Here is a 25440-nt window from a genome sequence, read left to right as displayed (position 1 = left end):
CAGCAGGTAGCTATCGCCGGCCGTTTTTACTTTTAGATTGCCTTTAAGGGTTGCGGTACCGCTATCATTTTCGCAGTTTAGAGCCGAAAGTAATCCATTAAACGGCGTTGGAACATTATCCCAGCAATCCCAGCTATTTAGGCGTAATATCTTATCTCCACCATAGTCGTTCCCGTCAACCGGTTGTGAAGTCAGCAGATACACTTCAAACCATGTATAAGTTGCCCCCGCGGCGCTTGTCACGGTCATGTCGACGTTGTATTCTTTATTTGCCTGAAGCGTTACTTTTTGGTAAATTCCTTTTTGCTGGTATCCTGTTGCGACGAATGTTGCATTTCCCAACGCTCCGTTTGTTCCAGGAGTTAGCGTCACGCTGGCGTCTGAAGAACTGATGTTGAGTATGGTCCATTGGGCAACATCTGCTGCAGATTTTAGTTTTCCGCCTTTGATGAGGTTTCCGGCTGCCAAATCTGACGTAGCTACGGTTACCGTTTGCGTTGATGTATTGATCAGGCCACCACGACCGGCTGCTTTATGAGTGATAGTATAAGTGTCTGCATCGGGAAGAAAAATACTTTCCTGATCAGAACCTAAATATTCAGGTGATCCATCGCCTAATTCCCAACGGTGGCTTGCCACATTGACTCCGTTTGCCGTCAATACGAATCTATTCGCAGAACCCTCTACCGGCGCTACTGAAAACGCAGCATCCGCATTTGGATCTGACAAACCATTTCCATTCCCGCTTACTTCATCAGGAGAACAGGAAATGAAGGAGCCAACCGTTAAAGAAGCTAAAAGCAGATAGGATGCTTTGATTAAATTTATCTTCATGATTTATCTTTTTATTAATTAATAGTTTGGATTTTGAACGAGCTTGGTATTGCTTAATTCATTCAATGGAATTGGCCAAATCTCATTTTTGCCGGCAGTAAATCCTTTTGGACCTAAAACAGTTGGAGCTTGTCCAGTTCTCACCAAATCAAACCAACGGTGACCCTCTCCGGCTAATTCCAGTCTTCTTTCATTCATGATTGCGGCCATACTTACAGGAACAGAAGGAAGTCCCACCCTTGTCCTTACGGCGTCTAACAATGCCTGCGCACGCGGTCCTGTGGCGCCCAATGCTTCAGCTTCCATAAGGTAGGTGTCCGCCAAACGTATTACGTATGAATTGATGCCATAGTTTAGTTCAATGACACCGCCTGAAGTCGTGCGATCAGTCGTTAACGGAAGGTATTTTTTCAGGAACCAGCCTGTATCCATGTATCCAGGAGAATAATTTGCTGAACCTGCTGACTGAAGTGCTGCCATATCCAGGATGGTTGCGTTGTATCTTGGATCTCCCACCAAAGCGTCGTGGAGGCTTGGTGTCACGGTGTTAAAACTCCAGCCACCCGCTAAATCAGGAGCTGCGTTCGTCAGTCTTTGGAAGCCACGTGGTCCAATCATTTGGGACATAGAGTTCCCTTCGTCCGATCCCGAACCCCAATTACCCCAGCTTGCCTGGCTTGTGCTATTGTGTGAAGATTCCAGAATAGATTCTGAATTGTACTTGTTAGCAGGAACCCATAAATCTGCATAGTTTCCTAAAAGGCGGTAACCATAGACGCTTGTCCCGCCTGGTGTTCCATTTACAACAGCAAATTGCTCTGCTGCCTGGCTGTTTTTTCCTTCATACAAATACACTTTACCCAATAATGCCTGAACGGAACCTTTGCTTAGACGGCCTGCTTCAGTTGAAACGTCCAACGTTGCCGGCAATACATTCAGCGCGTCAGTAAGATCAGTTTCGATTTGGGCATACACTTCTTCAGGAGTAGCCTGCGTTACATTATAAATGTCTGTTGGAGCAAGTAGGCTGGTAAAGAGTGGTACGTTTCTAAAAGTCCGAACCAATTCGAAATAGTAGTATGCACGAAGTGCTTTTGCTTCTGCTTCAAAACGTGCCTTTTTCGTGTCATCCATTGGGACGGCAGGAAGTTTCGACAGCAAAAGATTTGCCCTGAAAACACCTTGAAAATAATCATTCCAGTAGCTGCCTGGCATAGTAGCTTCTGTGATGGAGTAGTTTGAGAAGGACTGAATACCGGTACCATCCGTAGCGCCACCGCCGCCAGCATAGAAATCGTCTGAACCTGCGTTGAGGAATGTAACCATGTTTTCAAATCCGCCTGTGTGTTTTTTCATCACATCGTAGACCGCAATCAATCCGGAAAATGCTTCAGTTTCATTTTTGTAATAATTTCCTTCCAGAGTTGCTCCCTTCGGGTCCAAATCGATAAAATCGTCGCTGCACGAAAGTGCAACCCCTATCATTACTGATAAGGCGATTAAGTACTTAATTTTCTTCATTTTCATAATAATTTAATTTATTAAAATTGTAAGTTAACGCCGAACATGTATGATTTTGCCTGAGGATAGTAACCCCTGTCAATTCCGATAACGTCACCTCCGATTTCAGGGTCATACCCTGTATATTTTGTAAATGTGAAGAGGTTTTCGCCAGTTACGTAAAGTCTTACCTTTTGTAGGCCTGCTTTACCAATTATCTCAGATGGCAATGAATATCCTAACTGGATTTGTTTTATCCTGAAGTAATCCCCATCCTGTAAATAGAAGTTTGAAGGGTTACTAAAGTTAAGATTTGTATCATTACTCGTCAATCTTGGATACGAATTTGTTGAACCTTCGCCTGTCCATCTTCCCAATGCTGCAGTCTGGAAATTAGGAGCCACCCCTAAATCCAATCTGCGTAATCCCTGATAGATTTGGTTTCCGCCAACACCTTGTCCAAAGACCCTAAGGTCAAATCCTTTATAATCCAGGGCTAATGTTACGCCATAGCTAAAATCAGGTAGTCCGTTTCCAATGAAATCCCTATCGTCAGAATCAATTTTTCCATCATCGTTAATGTCTTTCCATTTAAAGTCTCCGGGAACAGCATTTGGTTGAATAACTGTGCCTGTAGAGTTTGTATAGGCGTCGATTTCAGCCTGATTTTGGAAAACGCCGTTCGTCTGGAAGCCGTAGAAAGACATGTAAGAATGGCCAACTTCTGTTCTTGTGATTGGATACGCTGAAGATTGGATTGAAGGGCCGTTGTAGAAATCTACTGCAGGGCTTATTGCGGTAACCTCATTTTTGAGGGTAGCAAAGTTTCCGCTTAGGTTAATGTTAAGATCTCCGATTTTTTTACGGTAAGACATTTCGAATTCCAAACCGCTGTTTTTCATTGCGCCTACGTTACCTGAAGGGTTTGTTGATACGCCAACATATCCAGGAATAATAATTTCCCTAAGGATTTTATCAGTCTTTTTATTGTAGTATTCTACGGTTAGGTTAAGATTTTTAAACAAAGTGATGTCCATTCCGATATCGGTCTGGGTAGTTTGTTCCCACTGCAAGTCTGGGTTGGCAAGTGTATTTGGGCCGTTACCAACGGTCGCATTACCACCAGTACCAAGATAATAGTTGTACCCGCCTGAAATTAATGGGAGGTAACGGAAGTCAGGAAGGACGTCAGTTCCTGTCACACCCCAGCTTCCACGTAGTTTTAATGAAGAAACGATATCGTTGTCTTTCCAGAAAGATTCTTTAGAAGGTACCCATCCTGCTGAAAATGAAGGGAAATTTCCATATTTATTGTTTGCTCCGAACCTGCTGGAACCGTCCCTTCTGATTGTTGCCGTAAGCAGGTATTTTTCATTGTAGTCGTAGTTTAACCTTCCGAAAAGAGACGAAAGTGTATGTGTAGTGTTTGTGTAGCCGTACCCGTCGATGTCTGCGGGTAAAGTGGCCCAATTAAAGGATGCCTCGCGCCAGTCGTTGGTTGGTTGGTTGTAGTAAGTCACGCCCTGGCCTCCGCCTTTTCCATATTCGTAAGCACCCTGGCCAGCGAGTAACGTGAAATTGTGGCCTTTAATCTGTTTGGTGTAAGTAATCGTGTTTTCGATTTGCCAATCCTCGGTCGTATTGGTCGACTTAAACAAGCTGTTTCTTGTGGTCAATTGCACGGCGCTGAGATAGAATACGGGCGTGAAGCTGTAATCGCCATAATAGGCTTTTTTAAAGGTGTAGTTCGTTTTAAATTTCAAACCTTTTATTGGCTCTATTTCAAGGAACGCATTCCCCACGATGTTGTCTGCCCAGCTGTAGTTTCCTTGTCTGGTTTGTGCATACGCCAAAGGGTTTGTAATTTCATTTCCTACATATTGGGAAATCCCGTAAGGATTGCCGTTTGCGTCTTTCACTACATCGGGACGGGTATACGGGTTTTGAGCTAAGTCTGCTGGGTTAGTCACAATAACCGGTGTAACCGGATCAAGGTTAATTGCAGAAGCTAATGGTCCGCCAAATTCGCTGTTTGTATTGCCAAGACCAGTTACTTTTTCTCTCGAAAATCCAATATTTTCTCCGACTGTGAACCATTTCGCAAATTTATGGGTTGAGTTTAAGCGAAAGTTTTTCCTGTTGTAGTTCGATATGTCTGTAGATACAATACCCTCTTCATCGCGAAGTCCGAAAGAAAGGTAGAAGTTTGACATTTCATTTCCTCCACTGACACTAACTTCATGGGAAGACCTTTGCGCCTGGTCGTTAAAAATCTGGCTTTGCCAGTCTGTTCCTTTTCCCAGCGATGCCGGGTCAGCATATCTTATCGCACCGCCACCATTTACCTGCGCCTCATTGATCAGCGTAGCATATTGTGTTGCGTTTAAAAGATCGAGTTTTCTCGCTGGCTCTGAAGTTCCGGCATAACCGTTATAAGTTACCGTAATCTTTCCGGATTTTCCCTTTTTTGTTGTGATAAGGATGACCCCTGAGGCACCCCTTGTTCCATATATAGCAGCAGATGCCGCATCTTTAAGCACTTCAATGGATTCAATATCAGATTGGTTTAGATAACCGATTGCACTCGATTCAAGTACGACGCCATCAACTACATATAGTGGGTCGTTTCCTCCATTAAGAGTAGTGATCCCTCTAATCCGTACCGTAGATCCGGATCCTGGTTGTCCAGCATTCATTGCTATGGTAACTCCGGCAACACGTCCTTGTAATGACTGTTCGATTCTTGTGATTGGCAGGTTTTCTATATCCTTAGCCTTTACACTTGAAATTGCTCCGGTTACCAGACTTTTCTTCTGCGTACCGTATCCGACAACCACAACTTCGTTGAGGCTTTGTGCTTCGGTTTGCATTTGGACGTTAATGGTCGTCCTCCCGTTTACGACTTCCGTCGTAGTCTTGTAGCCAATGAAACTAAACGAAAGTGTGTTTTTACCGTTCGTCTTAATTTCGTAATTACCATCGATGTCAGTGGCTACAGCCATCGAGCTTTTTTGGTCAGTAACACTTACTCCCGGCATGGGGAGGCCGTTTTCATCGTTTACTTTTCCCTTCACACTGACATCCTGAGCCTGGATGACACCCGAGAATAGAATTGACAAAAAACAAAGGAATCGTAGTTTTGTAAATTTCATATTTCTGAAAATTTTGGTTAGTTAATTATTGATTCAGGACAATATTAAGCCAATTTTTTTTTAAACAGCAATAAATATTTATTACAAAAACCCATCATATAGCAAAAATTAATTAGACAAAAACCCATCTTTTTTTTTGTAATTATCTGTAAATAAATAGTATAAAAATTATTTTTAATTGTTACGAAAACGTTAACTCTGAAAAACAAACACTACATTTGGTGATGCTAAAATTTTAGTAGCCTTTTTAGCTCATCATTACTGCATTACTTCCTTAAAATTTAGTTATATCATGATTTTACGAGTGCTATTTGTTCTGCTGTGGTTGCTCTTCCCTAAGTTTGGTTCTTCCCAGGTAAAAGGCATCGGTTTGCCTGAGTTGAGGAATTTCAAAAAATCTGAATACAAAGGGGGAACTCAAAATTGGGGTATAGATCAGGACAAGGAGGGTAGGATGTATTTCGCCAATAACAGTGGATTGCTTCAATTCGACGGAACGTATTGGACCAAATATTCGTTACCTAACAATTCGCTAATTAGAAGTTTGAAAGTTGCCGCATCTGGCCGGGTATATGTCGGTGGATACAATGAATTTGGGTATTTTGAACCCGGGGATAAGGGAAGGTTGATTTATCATTCTGTTGCAAAATTGGTTGATCGAAATAGTATCAATCTCATTGACTTTATTTGGAAGATACACGTTATGCGTGATAAGGTTGTTTTTCAATCGTTTGGAAGACTATATGTTTTTGAAGACGGTAAACTCACCATAGTAGAAGCACCGAAACGGTTCCAGTTTTCCTTTTTAGTTGGCGATAAGCTGTATTTACAGGATATGGCAAATGGCATTTTGTTTTATCAGGATGGAAAATTAATAGGCCTGGAGAACACAGCATTGTTCAACTCCACCGAGATTTGGGGGATGCTATCGATAGGGGTGGACAAACTGTTAATCGCTACGCTTGATAAAGGGATTTTTATGTATGAGAAGGGGGCGGTTAAAGCTTGGAGTACTGAGGCGAATTCATTTGTATTAAAGAATAGTTCGCTTGGATGTACCCTGATAAAGGAAGATTTTATTGCGATTAATTCCGTTCTTGATGGGGAGATTATTTGTGATAAATCGGGTAAGATTATCCAGCACCTTAATCGTAAAAAAGGAATGCAGAACAACACAGTGCTTTCATCGTTTGTGGATAGTAAGGGTAATCTTTGGCTGGGTCTTGACAATGGAATTGCTTTTGTAAATGAAAATTCCCCATTTACATATTTTGGGTTTAGTTATGAGCTGAGTACCGTATATGCATCAGTATTTCACAAGGGCTACTTATACGTTGCGACAAACCGAGGTTTATTCTTCCATTCCTTAAACAGCCCTTTTAAAGAAGATACATTTACATTGGTTAAAGGAACTACTGGACAAGCATGGAATATCCAAGTTATCGATGGACAATTGTTTTGTGGGCATAATCGGGGTGCTATGTTAATCGAAGACGGTGCGCTTGTTAAAATTTTACACGCAAACGGTTATTGGGGATTTAAGACTATTCCGGGGCGTCCGGGTTTTTTAATCGGAGCAAATTATAATGGATTCGGAATTTTCGAGAAAAAGGCATCAGGTTGGGCCTTTAACACGGTGATAAGTGGTATGGAAACATCGTCCAGCGCATTTGAGGTCGATGAACACAGCGTTTGGTTGAAGAAAGACAACGATGTCTATATGCTTGCGCTTTCTAAGGATTTTTCACGGTTTGCCAAAATCAGAAAGTTCTCCAGTATTTCCCGTTCCTTCAAAGGCATTGGGAGCGTACAAAAGATTTCTGGCAAGGTATTTTTTCAGACCAATAACCATTTTTTTAAGTACTCTTATGAGCAGGAGCTATTTTATGAGGATCAGAAGCTTTCCGGGTTTTTTAGAAGCCTTCCAAAGATCCGCTCTTTAACACAAGATGCCTATGGAAATCTGTGGTTTAATTTCAATGAATCGGTTGGCGCGCTGATGAAACAACCAGACGGAAGTTTTAAGCCATTAATTCCGTCGTTTTCAAATCTTACAGGTAATCTGGTTAACGATTATCTGTCGGTAAATACAGTAGATGCGCATAACATTTTTATTGGACTTACGGATGGACTTGCACATTATGATTATAATCCTTCAATTGATTACGTGATTAAGCCCACTGCGTTCATTCGCAGTTTTACATTTCCTGGTGATACCATTTTATTGGGCAATGGCCATTATTCGAACCGCAACTTTAAGATTCCGTATCAATCCAATAGTGTGAAATTTACTTTTTCCTCACCGACTTTTGATAATCCGGATCATATTGAATACAGTTATCAGTTGGAAGGATTCGACGATAGATGGAGCGCCTGGTCTACAGTGTCAATGAAGGAATACACCAATCTCCATGAGGGCGATTACAGAATGAAGGTTAAAGTTCGAAATAGTTATGGGTTGCAGTCGGAAACGGCGCTCTTTTCTTTTACAGTTGCGCCGCCCATTTACAGACATCCTTTGGCCTATGTTTTTTATATGCTGTTGGTCGTCGTCTCAGTATATGTCATCCGTCAAAGGATTAGGTTAAAGATTCGTAAGAATAAGTACTATGAAACGATTGAGCAGAGAAGACAATACCTGGAAAAAGAAGCGAAAATCCGGCAGGAACAGTACGAACTGGAAAAGGAGATTGAAAAACTGAAAAACGATAAACTACAGATAAAAATTCTTGCTAAAGACAAAGAGTTGGTAAATAATTCCTTACAGGTTGTTAAAAAGAATAAAATTCTTAATGGGATCATTACCAAATTAAAGGATATCGATTCGGAAACGATGGATGAATCTGTCAAATTTCAATTTAACAAGCTTAATAAGAGTATTGTAAAAGAAGTAAATACAGACAAGAGCTGGAAGGATCTCGAAAAGCATATTAAGAACGTACACTTTGACTTTCTGAAAAGGCTTAAAGAAAAATATCCGAACATTTCGCCTAGAGAAATGGATCTTTCAACGTATCTGCTAATGAATATGTCTACCAAAGAAATTGCCGAAATTATGAATATTTCAAACGGCGGCGTAGAACTTGCAAGATACAGACTGCGGAAGAAACTTGGGCTGAACAAAAAAGAGAACCTGATTGGTTTTCTAATGAGTATTTAAGATTCCGGCAGCAAGTCTAATATTCGTTCTAATGCCATGCCGCGGGACCCCTTGATGAGGATTGCTGCATGTTGAAGTTTTCTAAGTTTGGTATGCGCTGCCAACACGTCAAAACTTTCAAAGAAATGAAAATTTGGATTTGCGGTTTTATTGGCAAAAAAGTCTTTGCCTATAAAATAACATGCTGTTTCGGGATTTCGGGACAATGTTGAAATGATCTGGGCATGTTCCTGCGGGCTTTCCGGGCCTAATTCGAACATATCACCTAAAAACAGGACCTTATTGGGATTTGTAAGCTGTTGAAAGTTTTCAATCGCAACTTTCATGCTGCTTGGGTTTGCATTGTATGCATCAAGGATTATTTCATTAGAACCTTTGGTGATAAGCTGTGAACGATTGTTTTTCGGCACATAACCTTCTATAGCATCACGGATCTCACTATCGCTGATGTCGAAATATTTTCCAATCGTAACTGCTGCGGAGATATTACTGGCATTGTAAAGGCCGATTAGATGGGAATTGATTTCTGTAGCATCGTAGACAATGGTTACAAATGGATTGGCAGTAACTGTAGATATATTTAAGAAAGCGTCGGTGTTATTTAATCCAAAAGAGACGGTATTGATGGTTTTCGTTTTTGCAACCTGAATGTCATCGTTAAGGTTGATAAAAGCCGTTTTGTTGTTTGCTGAAAGATAGCCGTACATCTCACTTTTCCCTTTAATAACGCCTTCAAAACCTCCAAATCCTTCCAAGTGTGCTTTCCCGAAGTTTGTGATGTATCCATAATCAGGATTTGCCAACGAGCACAAAAATGCGATTTCCTTTTGATGGTTTGCGCCCATTTCAACAATTCCCATTTCGGTATTTTCATCGAAGGACAGTAACGTGAGTGGGACGCCAATATGGTTATTCAGATTGCCAATCGTTGCTTTTGTATTAAACTTCTTCGCAAGTGCGATATTGACGAGTTCTTTTGTAGTGGTTTTGCCGTTACTTCCCGTTAAGGCGATGATAGGGAGGCCCAGAAAGCTTCGATGAAATTTCGCCAACTCCTGTAGCGTTGATAATGCATCATTTACCAATATAGTCCGGTAGTTAACATAATATTCTTTATTGTCTATGATCGCATACAAAGCGCCTTTCTGCAACGCTTCTGCAGCAAAAGCATTGGCGTCAAAGCGGTCTCCTTTTAACGCGATAAAAAGGCTGTTGTGGCCGATTTTTCGCGTGTCCGTCGATACGGAACTGCATTGCAAAAACAGTTGATGAATTTCCTGTATATCCATGCGGTAAATTTAAAAAAAATAAAAGCCCTTTTGCAAGGGCTTTTAAGTTTGTATTAAGCGAGAAATTAATTTCTCGCGCTTTTCTTTCTATCAGATTTAGGTCCTACTCTTGACATCGCACATCGGAAACCGATGTAGTCAGTCGCTAAGTCCTGTGGATAGTATCTTCTTTGTGCCGGATCAAGCCAATATGCCCTGTCTCTCCAGGATCCCCCTTTGTAAACTCTTGAATCATCGTTAACCAAAGTAGTTCTTTTGCTTGATTTGTCAAATTTACGAACCATCGTTCCTAAACTGTCAGTACTTACATTGTTAACAGGAGAGTCGTACATTCTTTTTGAATCTGGTTGTTTTTTTGCATCAGTTGCTTCTTCTTCTGCACCAAAATCAAAATATCTTGTGGACTGCTTGTCTCCATCACGGTAGTTTCTGTTGTCGCTGGTTGAGAAATTTTGTCTTAAATAAGTCTCTTTTTCGTCAACTGGTACCTGAGCAATCTGTCCAGGGAAATTCCTTGCCATGATACGGCCGTTGCTTACGGTGTCATATTTAATATTTTCTCCAGTAACCAACTCAATTTTTCCGTCTTCCCCGATTTTGTTTTTCGTATAAACGTTTCCTCTGTAATAGTTGAAATCATTCGCCTCATCATCTACGATTGGACGATAAACATCAGCAACCCATTCCGCAACGTTTCCAGCCATATCGTATAAACCAAAATCATTTGGGGGATAAGATTTTACTGCATTTGTAATATCGGCCCCGTCATCAGACCAACCGGCAATTCCGCCGTAGTCCCCTTTACCTTGCTTAAAGTTTGCCAATTGATCGCCTTTAACCTGTCTCTTTCCTGAACGGGTGTATTGACCTCTCCAAGGGTATTTCTTTTGGCCTTTATAATTGTTGTATTCTCTGTTTCCTACGTCAGATGCAGCGGCATATTCCCACTCTGCTTCAGTTGGTAGTCTGTACTCAGGATTGATAAGCCCTGAACTTCTTTGAGCATAGATATTGGTAGCTTCTTTAGTTGTACCTGGCTGCCCTTTAGATCCTTTAGTCTTGATTGGTTTCGCTTTTCCGTTTTTACCTTTAAGAACAATATCCTCATTGCCACCAAATGCTTGCGTCGGAGCATTTAAGTAAGTTTCCGTACTGAATGTTGATTCAGCGCTTACATCATTGATCTTTGCGTCTTTTTTAAGGTATCCCTGTTTTTCCAAAATAGCCTCATTCACACGGTCAGTTCTCCACTTCGCAAATTCTGTAGCCTGAATCCAGTTCACACCTACCACAGGATAATTTGCATAAGCAGGGTGTCTTAGGTAGTTGTTGGTCATGGTCTCATTGTAACCTAACCTGTTTCTCCACACCAAAGTATCGAGCAAAGCACCTTCATAGATGTTTTTGTAATTTTCTTCTGTTGGTGGAAATACTGTTTTAATCCAGAAAAGGTACTCAGCATACATAGCATTTGTCACCTCTGTCTCATCCATGTAAAAAGATTGAACGTGCTGTTGGTTTGGAGAGTTATTCCAATCATGCATAATATCATCCTGTACTTTACCCATGGTAAATGTACCACCTTCAACCAAAACAAGTCCTGGTCCCGGTGCTTGCTTCTTGTATTTGGTATTTAATTGAAAACCACCTTTTTTATCGTTGATTTTCCATCCGGTTGCTGAAGAAGCGTTTTTAGAGCTTGAACTCTTGCTGCAACTGGCAAATCCAAACACCAATGCCAGTGACAGCATCAGTTTAATAGCATTCATTTTGTTTACTTTCATACTTTCAGTAGGTAATAAATTTCGTGGCGCAATATAATAATTAACCACTAGATTGCAAGAACTTTTTTTAAATAATCATAAAAAACCGGTTTGTTGCGCCGGATTCAGAAACAGAACGCAAATTTAATTCAATTATTATTCCCTTGTACCGGCGAAAATAAATATTTTTACGGCTGTAATAATTGTACATTCGAAACGTTTAACATTGGATGAAAAAAGCGGTACTGATTTTTCTTATATTCCTGCCATTTGGCGTGACGGCTCAGATAACCGGTTCGTTTACATTGAATTGGAAAGATAATGTGAAGGTTTCAACAGAATCTTCAAGTTATACAATACCCCAATTTCAGTTGGAGAATTTCAACTTCGATTCCAGTCTGCGCACAGTTTCCCTGATGCTCAATATTCCTGCTAAAGCCCCGGTGAACGAAAGTTCCCTGCTTATTACAAACGCCATATACGAGAATATCTCAGCGAATCAGCTCGGATTCTTATCTTCAAAAGCACTTCCATCGGCGTTGAATGAGAAAATAATGAATGTAAAAGCGCGCGGTGAACTTAGCCTTGCGCTTACTTTATCGCCTGTACTGAATGAGAACGGATCGTTTAAGAGATTAAAATCGTTCAGTTATAGCATAAATTATAGTGTCGGTGCAGGCAATTCTGCCAGGAATGGATTTGACAATATCGCTCATTCGGTACTGGCCTCAGGAGATTGGTATCGGTTTTATGTTGAAAAATCCGGAGTGTATAAAGTTTCAAAGACGTTTCTGCAAAGCCTCGGCATGAAGCTAAATAACGTCGATCCGAGGAAAATCGCAATCTACGGCAATGGAGGAAGGATGGTGCCCATGAAAAATTCGGTTGATTATCCTGCCGATCCAGCTGAAAACGCAATATTTTTCGAAGGGGAGAGCGATGGCATTTTTGATAGCCAGGATTATATTCTGTTTTATGCTGAGGGCGTCGATAACTGGAGTCCTGAAAATCAAACAAACAACAATCTGTATGCTGACAAGTCCTATTATTATGTCACCGTTTTAGGTGCTAATGGCAAAAGAATCTCTGCAATGCCTGCTGCAACCGGTACGGTGACGGCTATTACAGAATTTGACGATTATCAATTCCATGAATTGGATGAAACCAACGTGGCACGTCTGGGCCGAAAATGGTTCGGGGAAGATTTTAGTATCAATAATGAATACAGTTTCGATTTTAAGTTTCCAAACATCGTCACGTCATCGCCTTTGGATTTAGCGGTTTCAGCGGTGGCAGTGGCCAATGCCGCTACATCTATGGAAATCGCTGTCAACGGAACGCCAGCGGGCAACATCAATTTTCAATCGATTGTCCCGCTCGACTTATTAGGAGATAACGATACTGTCAATGCAAATGCGCCGGCTTCTGAAGATGTTACTGTAAAGCTTACCTATAATAATAATGGCGTGCCCACGGCAAAAGCGTTTCTGGACTATATCACCATTAAAGCAAAAAGGAGCCTCGTCGGATATGGCAAGCAATTCAGGTTTCAGTACAATGCTGCTGCCACAATGAACGGATCAGGAGAGTTTAAATTAACCAATGCCTCTAATATCTCGCAGGTTTGGGACATTACTGACATCTACAACGTTACTGCCGCAGTAAACGACAGCCAGGCAAATTTTTCTTTTCAGGCAGATCTGGGGGAAATAAGAAAGTATATAGCAGTTGACAAACAGGATTATTTTGCTCCCAAAAAGGAGTCAAAGGCCAAAATCGCCAACCAGGATATCAAAGGGACCATTTTTAACAACGCCCAAGGGCAATTCCAGGATATCGATTATTTGATCATTACGCCTGGATCTTTACACAATGCTGCCGAAAAACTTGCCGATTTCCATAGAACGTTCTCTGGATTGAACGTCAAAGTCGTGAACGTTGAAAGTTTGTACCCGGAGTTTTCTTCCGGGAAGCAGGATATCGGCGCAATAAGGAATTTTGTAAAATATGTTTACAATAACGCTTCCGCAGACAATAAGAAGGTACAATATTTAAACTTATTCGGAGATGCCTCGTATGATTTTAAAGACAGGATACCGAACAACACCAATCTGATTCCTATTTACCATGCTTTGCCAAGTTTCTCGCTTTCGGCATCCTATATTTCTGATGATTTTTTTGTACTGATGGATGACAATGAGGGCGATATGACGACTGTACAGGCGCGCGGCCTGGATATCGCGGTGGGCCGTATGCCTGTGAAGAATAGCAGTGAGGCGGATCAAATGGTAAATAAGGTTATCGAGTACAACGACATCAAATCGTTTGGACAGTGGAGGAACAATTTTGTACTCATTTCGGATGACGTCGATAAAAGTGGTGAACAGGAATTGGAGGAAGGACTCGACGACCTGGGGGACCAGATTTTCGCTCAAAAACCATTTATCAACGTTAAGAAAATCCATTCTGATTCGTATGTGCAGGAAACATCAGCAGGAGGAAACCGTTATCCTAAAGTAAGGGAAGACTTTATCAGTGCTTTCGAACAGGGCGCGTTGGTATTTAATTACTTTGGCCATGGTGGTGAAGAAGGGCTGGCACATGAACGGATTTTAGAAAAGAAAGATGTCCAGAATTTTGGCAATCGGTATAAATATCCACTTTTTGTTACGATAACGTGCGAATTTACCCGATTCGACAATCCATACAGACCAACGGCGGGCGAATATATGTTCCTGAATCCTGCTGGAGGGTCGATTGCGCTGGTAACGACAACCAGGCAGATTAGCATCGGGACAGGTCAGGCAATCAACCTGGCGTTTTCAGGAAATCTTTATGGTTTCAATTCCAATTCACCCGTTTCGATTGCGGAAGCATTGAGAATTTCAAAAAGCCAGTTTGGCAGTAATCCGCTTATGGTGTTTTATATTGGCGACCCAGCAGTCCGGCTTGCCATCCCAAAACCTAAAATTGTGCTGACAAAGGTAAACGGAATGCCTATTACAGGCACGGTCGACGATTTTAAAGCACTGAGCAATATTAGGATTGCTGGTGAGGTCCGGGATGAAAACGGCAACAATATACTTTCCGATTATAATGGCGATTTGGCGGTGAATGTATTTGATAAGCCAATAAGCATCCAAACTCTTGGTAATGATGGTGTTACTGACAATAGCGGCAATGTCATCAAAATGAATTTTATAAATCTGGGAGAGACCATTTTTAGAGGAAACGCCTCAGTGACAAATGGAAATTTTGAATTTTCGTTTATCGTACCCCGAGACATCCGGGTGCCGCTCGATTATGGGCGTGTCAGTTTTTACGCCAAGAAAACGGGTCAGTTAATCGATCAGACAGGATACAATACCGACATAAAGGTCGGTGGGATTAACCCGAATCCTCCAGCCGATGAGATTGCGCCGCGTGTGAAACTATATATGAATGATGAAACGTTCGTTTCCGGTGGAATTACGAACGAGTCCCCATTTCTGTTGGCTTTTCTTGAGGATGAAAACGGCATAAACACCGCTAGCGGAATTGGCCACGACATTACCGCGATACTTGATGGCGATGAAAGCAAGCCATATATCCTGAATGATTATTATGAAGCGGCTTCTGATGATTACACGAAAGGAAAACTGCGGTTTCCATTCCGAAACCTTGAGAAAGGCCTGCATGTGCTGACATTTACCGCATGGGACGTCTACAATAATCCAGTGACGGCAGAAATCCAGTTTGTGGTCGTCGGTGATGAAACGCTGACGTTAAAAAATGTCCTGAATTATCCGAATCCTTTTGTGAATTATACCGAATTTTGGTTTACCCACAACCGTCCGTTTGAACCGCTTGAAGTTCAGGTACAGGTCATGACCATTACAGGAAAAGTGGTCTGGACAAAAAATCAAACGGTTACCAATGACGGATTTCTTTCGCGTGACATTAAATGGGATGGTAAAGATGATTTTGGAGACAAAATAGGTAAAGGTGTATACGTTTATAAGTTGACTGTGAAATCGACGCTGACCAACAGGAAGACCGAAAAAATCGAAAAACTTGTAATCCTATAAGAAAGTGCTATATTTGTTTGTTTAATAAAATTTGAAGAAAAAGAAGAATGAGAAGAATATCGTTATTGCTGATTTGCATTATTGCTGCTCAGTATACTAAAGCCCAGGATGGAAACAGGGTAATTACCACCGGAGTTCCTTTCCTGTTAGTTGCAGCAGATGCACGGTCAGCAGGTCTTGCAGATCAGGGTGTGGCTACGTCTCCTGATGCCTACTCACAGCAATATAATCCGGCAAAATATGCTTTTTCAATCGAGAAACAGGGTTTTTCAGTAAGTTATACACCGTACCTAACAGATCTTGTCAATGACATTTCGCTGGGGCAGGTTACTTATTTTAACAGATTTGGCGAAGATGGAAGGAATGCATTTGCAGGAAGCCTTCGTTATTTCGGACTTGGAGATATTGAATTGCGGCAGAATTTTGATGATACCCCCGTTGTTGTTACTCCTAACGAATTCGCTATTGATGGGTCTTATTCGCTTCAATTAAGTGAAAAGTTCTCTATGGCGGTAGCTGGAAGGTATATCCGTTCCTCACTTAGAATTCCGGATGCTACAGGAGACGCTTCTGCCGCCAGTTCGTTTGCAGTTGATGTAGCAGGTTATTTTCAATCCGAAGAGCAAGCCTACAATGATTTCAATGGAAGGTGGCGCGCCGGTTTCAACTTTCAGAACATGGGTCCGAAAATAAGTTACGATTCCGATGAAATCAGCACCAATTTCCTTCCCGCCAATATGAAGGTCGGTGCGGGATTTGATTTTATTTTCGACGATTATAACAAAGTTGGCGTTAGCCTTGAGTTCAATAAATTGTTGGTGCCAACCCCACAGGATCCTAAAGATATCGATGGTGATGGTACGATAAGCCAGGAAGAAAGAAATATTAACAATGATGAATACCGCTCAACCGCATGGGTGGAAGGGATGTTTAAGTCCTTTGGCGATGCGCCTGATGGTTTCAGTGAGGAATTAAAGGAGTTTACCTACGCAGTGGGAGCAGAATACTTATATCAGGACTCTTTCGCAATGCGCCTTGGATATTTTAATGAAAGTCCACTCAAAGGTGCAAGAAAATTCTTTTCGTTGGGCGCGGGCTTCAAATACAATGTAGTAAAGGTGGATGTGTCTTATTTATTCTCTGCTTCGAAAATTAAGAATCCGCTCGAAAATACGCTGAGATTTTCACTGACGTTTAATTTCGGAGAAAATTACGATCAATATTAAAAGCGATAAAATTTAATTCAGGATCCAAATTTCAGTAAAATGAGGTTTGGATTTTTTTTCCCTTATAACCAATGAAACAAATCGATTTTACAACAAGTTTTACAGTGTTTGAAAGCACAGCCGAATTGCCTCAGGAAGTCGGGCTGTTGATGGAAAAAGCGGTTCATGCAAGGAAAAACGCCTATGCACCATACTCTAAATTCCGGGTAGGAGCAGCATTATTGCTGGATAACGGTCAGGTTGTTATCGGGTCGAACCAGGAAAATGCAGCCTATCCGTCAGGACTTTGTGCTGAACGGGTTGCCGTATTTCAGTCCGGTGCAGTTTATCCTGATGCCAAAATCCTGCAAATGGCAATATCTGCTGCTTCAGACACCAATACCACCACCGCGCCAATCCCTCCGTGCGGTGCCTGCCGCCAATCAATTGCCGAATATGAGTTCAGGCAGGAATCGCCGATTGAAATTTATTTCATGGGTGAAACCGGCGCCGTGTACAAGTCGGATTCATTGAAAAATTTACTCCCTTTTATGTTTGATAAAAACTTCCTGTAAAAAGATTAAAATTCAGGATTTAAATTTTAGTTGTTGCGCGGAATATCTTATTTTTGCGTTTCGCAAATTTGAGTGTGAGGAAACTGTATTTTGCGTCATAAACTGTTTATTCAAAATAACTTTAGAAAAAGCATTGGTGATACCAAACCAGCTTTATTAAATTAAAAGACTCATGAAAGAAGTTACAAAAGACGTTTATTTGAAATGGTATGAAGATATGCAGTTCTGGAGAAAATTCGAGGACAAATTGGCTGCCCTTTATATCCAGCAAAAAGTAAGAGGGTTTCTTCACCTATACAACGGACAGGAAGCGGTACTTGCAGGCGCTTTGCATGCAATGGATCTTTCCAAAGATAAAATGATTACGGCTTACAGGAATCACGTTCAGCCTATAGGGATGGGGGTAGACCCCAGAAGGGTTATGGCGGAATTGCTTGGAAAAGTAACCGGGACTTCAAAAGGGATGGGTGGTTCCATGCACATCTTTTCTAAAGAACATGGTTTTTACGGAGGGCACGGTATTGTTGGAGCACAAATTCCAGTTGGTGCAGGTATTGCATTTGCGGACAAGTATTTTGGGCGTGATGGCGTAACGCTAACCTATTTTGGTGATGGTGCAGCCCGTCAGGGTTCTTTGCATGAGGCATTCAATATGGCGATGCTCTGGAAACTCCCGGTAGTGTTTATCGTTGAAAACAATGGTTATGCCATGGGAACTTCTGTAGAAAGAACTGCAAACCATACGGATATCTGGAAATTAGGCCTGGGCTATGAAATGCCATGTGGCCCTGTTGACGGAATGAATCCCGTAAAAGTAGCCGAAGCGATGTCCGAAGCAATTGATCGTGCAAGACGCGGCGATGGGCCAACATTCCTTGAGTTGAAAACATACAGATACAGAGGACACTCAATGTCTGATGCACAACTTTATCGTACAAAAGATGAAGTGGAAGAGTATAAAAAAATTGATCCAATCACACAGGTTCTTGATGTAATCAAAGAAAATAAATATGCTACTGATGCCGAAATCGAAGCCATTGACGAGCGGGTGAAAGACCTGGTTGAAGAATGCGCTACATTCGCTGAAGAGTCTGAATTCCCGCAGCCGCAACAACTATACGATGTGGTTTACGAGCAGGAAAATTATCCTTTTTTACCTCATAAACTATAATTCGAAGTATGGCAACAGTAATCACAATGCCGCGATTGAGCGACACGATGACAGAAGGAACGGTAGCGAAATGGCTTAAAAAAGTAGGGGATAAGATCAGCGAAGGCGATATCCTGGCTGAAATCGAGACCGATAAAGCGACCATGGAGTTCGAATCGTTTAATTCCGGGACTTTATTGCATATTGGTATTCAGGAGGGTGAATCTGCCAACGTGGATTCACTTCTGGCAATCATCGGCAAAGAAGGAGAAGATATCTCCGACTTGCTTAATGGAAAAACACCTCCGAAAGAAGAAGCTCCAAAGACCGACGATAAGAAACCAGATGCTGTTCCGGCGGATAAGGCGGACGATGCACCAGCAGCGCCACAAAGTACAGCATTGCCTAAAGGCATCGTGGTGGTTACCATGCCACGACTCAGCGATACGATGACTGATGGAACCGTTGCAAAATGGCTTAAGAAAGTGGGCGACAAAGTAACTGAAGGGGACATCCTCGCCGAGATCGAAACCGATAAGGCCACGATGGAATTTGAGTCATTCAATGCCGGTACACTTTTATTTATTGGTGTAAATGATGGCGAATCTGCCCCTGTGGACAGCGTGTTGGCAATCATTGGACCGGAGGGAACCGATGTGGCAGGTATTGCCGAAAACTATAAAAAAGGCAGTACAGCTTCGGCTCCAGCCAAAGAAGAAGCAGCGGTTTCGAAACCTGAATCGAATGACAATAAGCCTGCCGAGGAAACAAAAGAAACCGTCGAGGCAGTTGCCGATGGAAAAAGAATCTTTATTTCACCATTGGCTAAAAAGATTGCAGAGGAAAAGGGAATTAATATCGCACAGGTAAAAGGGTCAGGAGAAAATGGACGTATCGTGAAAAGCGATATCGAAAATTACAAGCCTCAGGCGGTACAACAAAGTATTGCAGAACCTGCAGCAGCGTCAAATGCTGCTCCGGTGACACCATTCGTTCCTGCTGGCGAAACCCATTCTGAAGAAGTGAAAAACTCCCAAATGCGGAAAGTGATCGCCAAGCGCCTCGGAGAATCGGCATTTACGGCACCACATTTCTACCTCACAATTGAAGTAGCAATGGAGGAAGCCATGAAATCAAGGGCGGTAATCAATGCGATTCCTGACACAAAAGTTTCGTTCAATGATATGGTGATCAAAGCCTGTGCCATGGCGTTGAAAAAACATCCTAAGGTAAATTCACAGTGGAAAGAAGATGTTACCGTGATCAACTATCATGTCAATATTGGTGTCGCTGTGGCCGTTGAAGACGGGCTATTGGTTCCTGTTTTGAAATTTACAGACCAGATGAGCCTTTCCCAAATTGGCGCCAGCGTGAAAGATCTTGCCGGTAAGGCAAAAAACAAAAAGATTCAGCCTGCCGAAATGGAAGGAAGTACGTTTACAGTTTCAAATCTGGGTATGTTTGGCATCACTGAATTCACTTCAATCATCAACCAGCCGAATTCTGCGATCCTTTCAGTAGGCGCTATAGTTGAAAAACCAGTGGTAAAAAATGGACAGATTGTGGTCGGAAATACAATGAAAGTAACCCTGGCGTGTGACCACCGTACCGTCGATGGCGCGACGGGCGCACAATTTTTACAAACATTAAGGCAATATCTTGAGAATCCAGTGACCATGCTGGCATAAACAGAATTGTACAACATATAAATCCCGCCTTGAGTCCATCTTGACGGGATTTTTTTTATTTTAGCCTAAAGCTTCCTAATTTATGAAAAATCGATTTTTGTTGCTGGCCTTGCTTTTTCTCAATTTTGGAATGTCCCAAACCCAAAGTGCTGCCTATGCGGTCAGACAAGATAATGTGGCCGCAAATCTCAGAGCGTTGACATCTGACGAAATGGAGGGCAGGGAAGCCGGTACACCCGGAATAGAAAAGGCGGCGGTCTTACTCGAAAATTATTTTAAACAGATAAATATTCAGCCTTATTTTAAAACGTATAGGGACACGTTAACCACATTCGCCAGGCCAACCTGCAATATCGTGGGGTACATCGAAGGAAATGATCCCGTATTAAAAAACCAATTTATAATCCTGGGCGGGCATTACGACCACATCGGAATGACATACGGTAATGCCAACACCGATAGAATTAATAATGGTGCAAATGACGACGCGTCAGGGGTTACAGCCGTTTTAGAAATAGCGAGGTTTTTTTCGCAGTCAAAATCAAACAAACGGAGCCTGCTTTTTGTGTGTTTCAGCGGCGAAGAAAAAGGGTTGCTGGGTTCGAAAAGCCTCGCAAAGAAATTGAAAGCCCAAAAAATTGATTTGTATACGATGCTCAATTTTGAAATGATTGGTGTACCAATGAATCGCGATTATACGGCTTATATTACCGGTTTCGACAAATCAAATATGGCTGCGAAAATCAACGAATACGCTGGGACCAAAGTCGTTGGTTATCTGGAGGCAGAGAAATCATACCAGCTCTTTTCACGATCGGACAATTACTCTTTTTACAAAGAGTTTCATATTCCATCGCAAACCGTCTGTACATTTGATTTTGAAAACTATGAATTTTACCACCAACCCGGTGATGAATTCGAAGAGATGGACATCCCACATATGACCTCATTTATTCAAACGATGATTCCCGTCATTGAAAAAATGGCGAATGCATCAACCAAAGAAATTAAAATAAACTGATGAAAAATATCATCATTACCGGCACTTCCCGCGGAATCGGCCACGAATTGGCATTGAGATTCGCCAGCGACGGCCACAACGTATTGGCGCTTTCGAGGAAACTGTCTCCAAATTTACTTGGAAACCCAAATATTACCTGTCTGCCCGTGGATCTTTCAAAAGCGGAGGACCTTATTAAGGTTTCCGAATTTCTGGAGTCGTCGTGGCGTAAGGTAGACATCTTGGTACACAACGCGGGTGCTTTGGTGTCCAGGTCATTTGAAACCATCGCATTGGAGGATTTTGAGAGCATATATAAAGTCAATGTCTTTGCCGTAGCCATGTTAACACAAAAAGTTTTGCCTTACCTCACAAATGGAAGCCATGTCGTCACGATCAGCTCAATGGGTGGCATTCAGGGCAGTATGAAGTTTCCTGGTCTTACAGCATACAGCTCCAGTAAAGGCGCAGTAATCACCTTGTCCGAAGTGCTTGCTGAGGAATATAAGGAGCACGGAATTGCCTTTAATGTATTGGCGATTGGTGCGGTGCAGACTGAAATGCTCGCCGAAGCCTTCCCGGGTTACAACGCCCCGCTGACGGCCCCGGAAATGGCTGAATATATTTTCGATTTTGCTCTAAATGGAAACAAATATTACAACGGAAAAGTACTGCAGGTCTCCTCAACTACGCCCTGATCTATGAATGAAACTTTAGCCAGATACATTCCGGAACATGCTGTAACGCCAGTTTTTGAACTCATCGTCGCCAATCAGGTGCATCTGAAAATCGTAAACGAACGCGTCACACGTCATGGTGATTATCGGAAGGGTATAGGTGGAAAACATGAGATTACGGTGAATGCGAGCCTCAACAAATACCGATTCCTGATTACACTAATACACGAGATTTCCCATCTGGTGGCATTTGAGAAATTTGGACGCAATATCAAACCTCATGGGAATGAATGGAAATATACTTTCCAGCGGATGATGGTGCCATTTATCAGGCCTGAGATTTTCCCTGGACAGTTGCTTCCACTGCTCGCAAGGCATTTTAGAAATCCATCTGCCAGCAGTGATACTGATGCTACCCTTTCCCTGGCATTAAAGCAGTTTGACGCTGAAAACGACAAGAACTATGTTTTTGAACTGCCATATGGAAGCGTTTTCCGGATTCATAATGGCAAGATATTTAAAAAAATTGCGTTACGTACCAAGCGTTATGAATGCCTTGAAATCAAAACGGGAAAGATTTATCTCTTTAATCCCAATGCGGAAGTCGAATTAATTCCGGGATAGCTTAAATTATAAAAAAGCCGTTGAAATTTCTGAACGGAACATTTGAAATTCTTATTACCTTAGCGTTTTACCAAATAACATGAATAAAGATTACTACGCCATTTTAATGGCAGGCGGAGTGGGTTCAAGATTCTGGCCTGTCAGCACCACCGAATTTCCAAAGCAGTTTCATGACATGCTGGGCTCAGGGGAAACATTAATCCAAAAGACATTCAGCAGGCTTTCAAAGTTAATTCCTGCGGAAAACATCTACATTCTAACAAACGAGAAATACAATCAGATTGTGCTCGACCAACTTCCCGAAGTGAAGCAGGAACAAGTGCTGCTGGAGCCGGCGATGCGAAATACAGCGCCGTGTATTCTGTATGCTTCATTGAAAATCCGAAAGAAAAACGAGGAGGCGTTGGTCGTTGTTGCGCCAAGTGACCACTGGATTGAGGACGAGGACGCCTTTTTGGATGATTTGAAAACCTGCTTCAATTTCTGTGCATCGAATAACGCGTTGATGACCCTCGGAATCAAACCCACATTTCCGAACACCGGTTACGGCTACATCGAATACGACAAAACGAACGGCGATCCAATAAAAAAAGTAAAGCAATTCCGTGAAAAGCCGGACTATGACACCGCAAAATCTTTTCTTGATAGCGGCAATTTCCTATGGAACGGCGGCATATTCATCTGGAGCGTTAAAACGGTGCTGGCCGCGTTTCATGAGTTTCAGCCGAAGATGTACGCACACTTCATGCAAGGCTACGAAAACTATAATACAGCTGACGAGATTGGATTTATCAATGAGAATTATTCCGCGGCAGAGAATATATCGATTGATTATGCCGTGATGGAAAATGCCGACAATGTGTATGTATTGCCAGCTTCTTTTGATTGGAACGATCTCGGTACCTGGGGATCTTTGCACGAAAAGCTTCCCAAAGACAGTTTTAACAACGCGGTCGTAAACGCAAAAGTAGTGCTCGAGAATGCCTCAAACAATATTATTCGCACGGATAACCAAAAATTGATTGTCATCGACGGCCTGGACGACTATATTATTGTAGACCGCAAGGATGTATTGCTCATTTATCCCAAAGGGAAGGAGCAGGATATTAAGGCGATTGTTGCGAAAATAAAGGCGGATTAATCGCCTTTGAGGTAGGCTTCACGCACCTTTTTGAAAAGATTGGAAGAATAAACAAAATCAGTCACCGCCTGGTTGTCTGTACGGAAAATTTCTTCCTTTGAACCTTGCCACGCTTTAAGGCCATTTTTAAGGAAGACAATGTTTTCTCCAATTTCCATCACCGAGTTCATGTCGTGTGTGTTAATGACCGTGGTGATGTTGTATTCTTTTGTGATTTCCTGAATCAGGTTATCAATGAGGATAGACGTATTAGGGTCCAGCCCGGAATTCGGCTCGTCACAAAACAAATATTTTGGGTTGTTTACAATCGCGCGTGCAATGGCAACACGTTTTTGCATACCACCGGAAATCTCTGAAGGCAACTTTCTATGAGCTTCTACCAGATTCACACGCTGTAATACAAAATCAACGCGCTCCTTGATTTGCGCCCGCGTATTTTTTGTAAACATCCGCAACGGAAACGCGACATTTTCAGCCACGGTCATGGAATCAAACAATGCACTGCCCTGAAATACCATCCCGATTTCTGTACGGAGCTCCCGTTTCTCATCTTTTGATAAGTCGGCATAAATCCGTCCATCAAAAGAAATAGTGCCCGAATCCGGCGAAAAAATTCCCAAAAGCGATTTGAGCAATACCGTTTTTCCGGATCCGCTTTGTCCAATGATCAGGTTGGTCTTCCCGGTTTCAAAAACAGTTGAAATCCCCTTCAAAACCTGGCTTTCGCCAAATGCTTTCTTAACGTCGTTTACTTCAATCATCAGGTTAACAGTAATTGGGTTAAAATGTAATTCACAAGGATGATTGTCACAGAGGTCCAAACAAAGGACACCGTACTCGCCTTACCCACTTCGAGCGCACCACCCTTCATATAAAATCCATGAAACGAAGGGATCGTGGCAAGCAATAAAGCAAAAATGAAAGTCTTTATAAACGCGTAAGTAATATGAAACGGGATAAAATCATTTTGAATACCGGATACGAAGTCCGTGCTGTTGCCAAAACCTCCATAAACACTCGCAACAAATCCGCCAAGAATCCCCAGGAACATCGCAATACCAATTACAAACGGATACAGTAATAAAGCGATTAGTTTAGGGAAAACGAGATAATTCAATGCATTGACGCCCATTACCTCAAGTGCATCGATCTGCTCTGTCACGCGCATCGTTCCAATGCTGGAAGTAATGAACGAACCCACTTTACCTGCCATAATAATCGAGATAAATGTTGGGGCAAATTCCAGAATGATGGATTGCCTCGTCGCAAAGCCTATAAGATATTTCGGAATCAATGGATTGGTCAGGTTCAATGCGGTTTGGATCGCCACTACGCCGCCCACAAAAAAGGAAATAAATGCTACAATCCCGAGCGAACCGATAATCAGGTCATCGATTTCCTTAAAAATAAGGCCTCTCATGACAGACCATTTGGTGGGTTTGTTGAAGATTTCCTTGATCATCAGGAAATACCTCCCCATTTGCGATAAATAACGGACGAGCATCATGCGTTTTAAATATAGGCTAAAATAAGGATTAGTTTACAGTTTCCCGTTGGGCTTAACAACTTTTTCGTTATAAAATTTTGGGCGCGCCCCTTCGGGTCGGGCTCTCCG

17 protein-coding genes are annotated in these 25440 nt (G+C 42.1%); 10 read left to right on the top strand and 7 right to left on the bottom strand.

What is annotated here, in order from left to right; all coding sequences use genetic code 11:
• From CFE23_RS13590 to CFE23_RS13580, 3 genes are all read right to left on the bottom strand, one after another.
• On the bottom strand, positions 1 to 834 hold an 834-nt coding region (locus CFE23_RS13590; RefSeq protein WP_291088938.1), incomplete at its 3' end, for a hypothetical protein.
• Positions 835 to 852: 18 nt separating this feature from the next.
• Positions 853 to 2355, bottom strand: coding sequence for a RagB/SusD family nutrient uptake outer membrane protein (locus CFE23_RS13585; RefSeq protein ID WP_363331610.1), 1503 nt, complete (start codon positions 2353 to 2355; stop codon positions 853 to 855).
• Between the two features lie 20 nt (positions 2356 to 2375).
• A complete protein-coding gene (locus tag CFE23_RS13580; RefSeq protein WP_291088932.1) occupies positions 2376 to 5486 on the bottom strand; it encodes a TonB-dependent receptor in 3111 nt (1036 codons plus the stop codon).
• A gap of 292 nt (positions 5487 to 5778) precedes the next feature.
• Here CFE23_RS13580 and CFE23_RS13575 point away from each other — a divergent pair, with 292 nt between their 5' ends.
• The gene (locus CFE23_RS13575; protein WP_291088929.1) at positions 5779 to 8646 is read left to right on the top strand and encodes a triple tyrosine motif-containing protein; all 2868 of its coding nucleotides are present in this window, start codon (positions 5779 to 5781) and stop codon (positions 8644 to 8646) included.
• On the opposite strand, the gene murF is transcribed toward CFE23_RS13575, so the two are convergent.
• Entirely contained in the window at positions 8643 to 9935 is a 1293-nt protein-coding gene (gene murF, locus CFE23_RS13570; protein ID WP_291088926.1) for a UDP-N-acetylmuramoyl-tripeptide--D-alanyl-D-alanine ligase, read from the bottom strand. The genes CFE23_RS13575 and murF overlap by 4 nt on opposite strands.
• A 65-nt stretch (positions 9936 to 10000) precedes the next feature.
• Positions 10001 to 11719: a gliding motility lipoprotein GldJ gene (gldJ, locus tag CFE23_RS13565; RefSeq protein WP_291088923.1), complete on the bottom strand. Its 1719-nt coding sequence runs from the start codon at positions 11717 to 11719 to the stop codon at positions 10001 to 10003.
• Positions 11720 to 11928: 209 nt separating this feature from the next.
• Between gldJ and porU the strand changes: the two genes are divergently transcribed.
• From porU to CFE23_RS13520, 9 genes are all read left to right on the top strand, one after another.
• Positions 11929 to 15765, top strand: coding sequence for a type IX secretion system sortase PorU (gene porU, locus CFE23_RS13560; RefSeq protein WP_291088920.1), 3837 nt, complete (start codon positions 11929 to 11931; stop codon positions 15763 to 15765).
• Positions 15766 to 15812: 47 nt separating this feature from the next.
• Positions 15813 to 16991, top strand: coding sequence for a type IX secretion system outer membrane channel protein PorV (gene porV / locus CFE23_RS13555; protein WP_291088917.1), 1179 nt, complete (start codon positions 15813 to 15815; stop codon positions 16989 to 16991).
• A 71-nt stretch (positions 16992 to 17062) separates the two neighbouring features.
• Positions 17063 to 17545 (top strand): cytidine deaminase, encoded by a 483-nt coding sequence (gene cdd / locus CFE23_RS13550; RefSeq protein WP_291088914.1) that lies wholly within the window; start codon positions 17063 to 17065, stop codon positions 17543 to 17545.
• Positions 17546 to 17717: 172 nt separating this feature from the next.
• A complete protein-coding gene (pdhA, locus tag CFE23_RS13545; protein WP_291088911.1) occupies positions 17718 to 18716 on the top strand; it encodes a pyruvate dehydrogenase (acetyl-transferring) E1 component subunit alpha in 999 nt (332 codons plus the stop codon).
• 8 nt (positions 18717 to 18724) lie between these two features.
• On the top strand, positions 18725 to 20383 hold the full coding sequence (locus tag CFE23_RS13540) for a pyruvate dehydrogenase complex dihydrolipoamide acetyltransferase (RefSeq protein WP_291088908.1): 1659 nt from the start codon (positions 18725 to 18727) through the stop codon (positions 20381 to 20383).
• Positions 20384 to 20465: 82 nt separating this feature from the next.
• Positions 20466 to 21404 carry a M28 family peptidase gene (locus CFE23_RS13535; protein WP_291088905.1) on the top strand — a complete coding sequence of 313 codons (939 nt, stop codon included), beginning with the start codon at positions 20466 to 20468 and terminating at the stop codon, positions 21402 to 21404.
• Positions 21404 to 22081 (top strand): SDR family oxidoreductase, encoded by a 678-nt coding sequence (locus CFE23_RS13530; RefSeq protein WP_291088902.1) that lies wholly within the window; start codon positions 21404 to 21406, stop codon positions 22079 to 22081. The genes CFE23_RS13535 and CFE23_RS13530 overlap by 1 nt, the downstream gene beginning before the upstream one ends.
• A gap of 3 nt (positions 22082 to 22084) precedes the next feature.
• Positions 22085 to 22684: a SprT-like domain-containing protein gene (locus CFE23_RS13525; RefSeq protein WP_291088901.1), complete on the top strand. Its 600-nt coding sequence runs from the start codon at positions 22085 to 22087 to the stop codon at positions 22682 to 22684.
• 79 nt (positions 22685 to 22763) lie between these two features.
• Positions 22764 to 23825, top strand: a complete 1062-nt coding sequence (locus CFE23_RS13520; protein WP_291088897.1) for a mannose-1-phosphate guanylyltransferase — start codon at positions 22764 to 22766, stop codon at positions 23823 to 23825.
• Here CFE23_RS13520 and CFE23_RS13515 read toward each other — a convergent pair.
• Together CFE23_RS13515 and CFE23_RS13510 are read right to left on the bottom strand one after the other, a co-directional pair.
• Complete coding sequence (locus CFE23_RS13515) at positions 23822 to 24586, bottom strand: ATP-binding cassette domain-containing protein (protein WP_291088894.1); 765 nt, start codon at positions 24584 to 24586, stop codon at positions 23822 to 23824. The genes CFE23_RS13520 and CFE23_RS13515 overlap by 4 nt on opposite strands.
• Positions 24586 to 25332 carry an ABC transporter permease gene (locus CFE23_RS13510; protein WP_291088891.1) on the bottom strand — a complete coding sequence of 249 codons (747 nt, stop codon included), beginning with the start codon at positions 25330 to 25332 and terminating at the stop codon, positions 24586 to 24588. The genes CFE23_RS13515 and CFE23_RS13510 overlap by 1 nt, the downstream gene beginning before the upstream one ends.
• Positions 25333 to 25440 lie beyond the last annotated feature (108 nt).

Origin of the sequence: Flavobacterium sp. BFFFF1 (assembly GCF_002256285.1) — a bacterium.
In the GTDB taxonomy this organism is placed as follows: Bacteria; Bacteroidota; Bacteroidia; order Flavobacteriales; family Flavobacteriaceae; genus Flavobacterium.
This window is presented reverse-complemented; position numbering and strand designations above follow the sequence as displayed.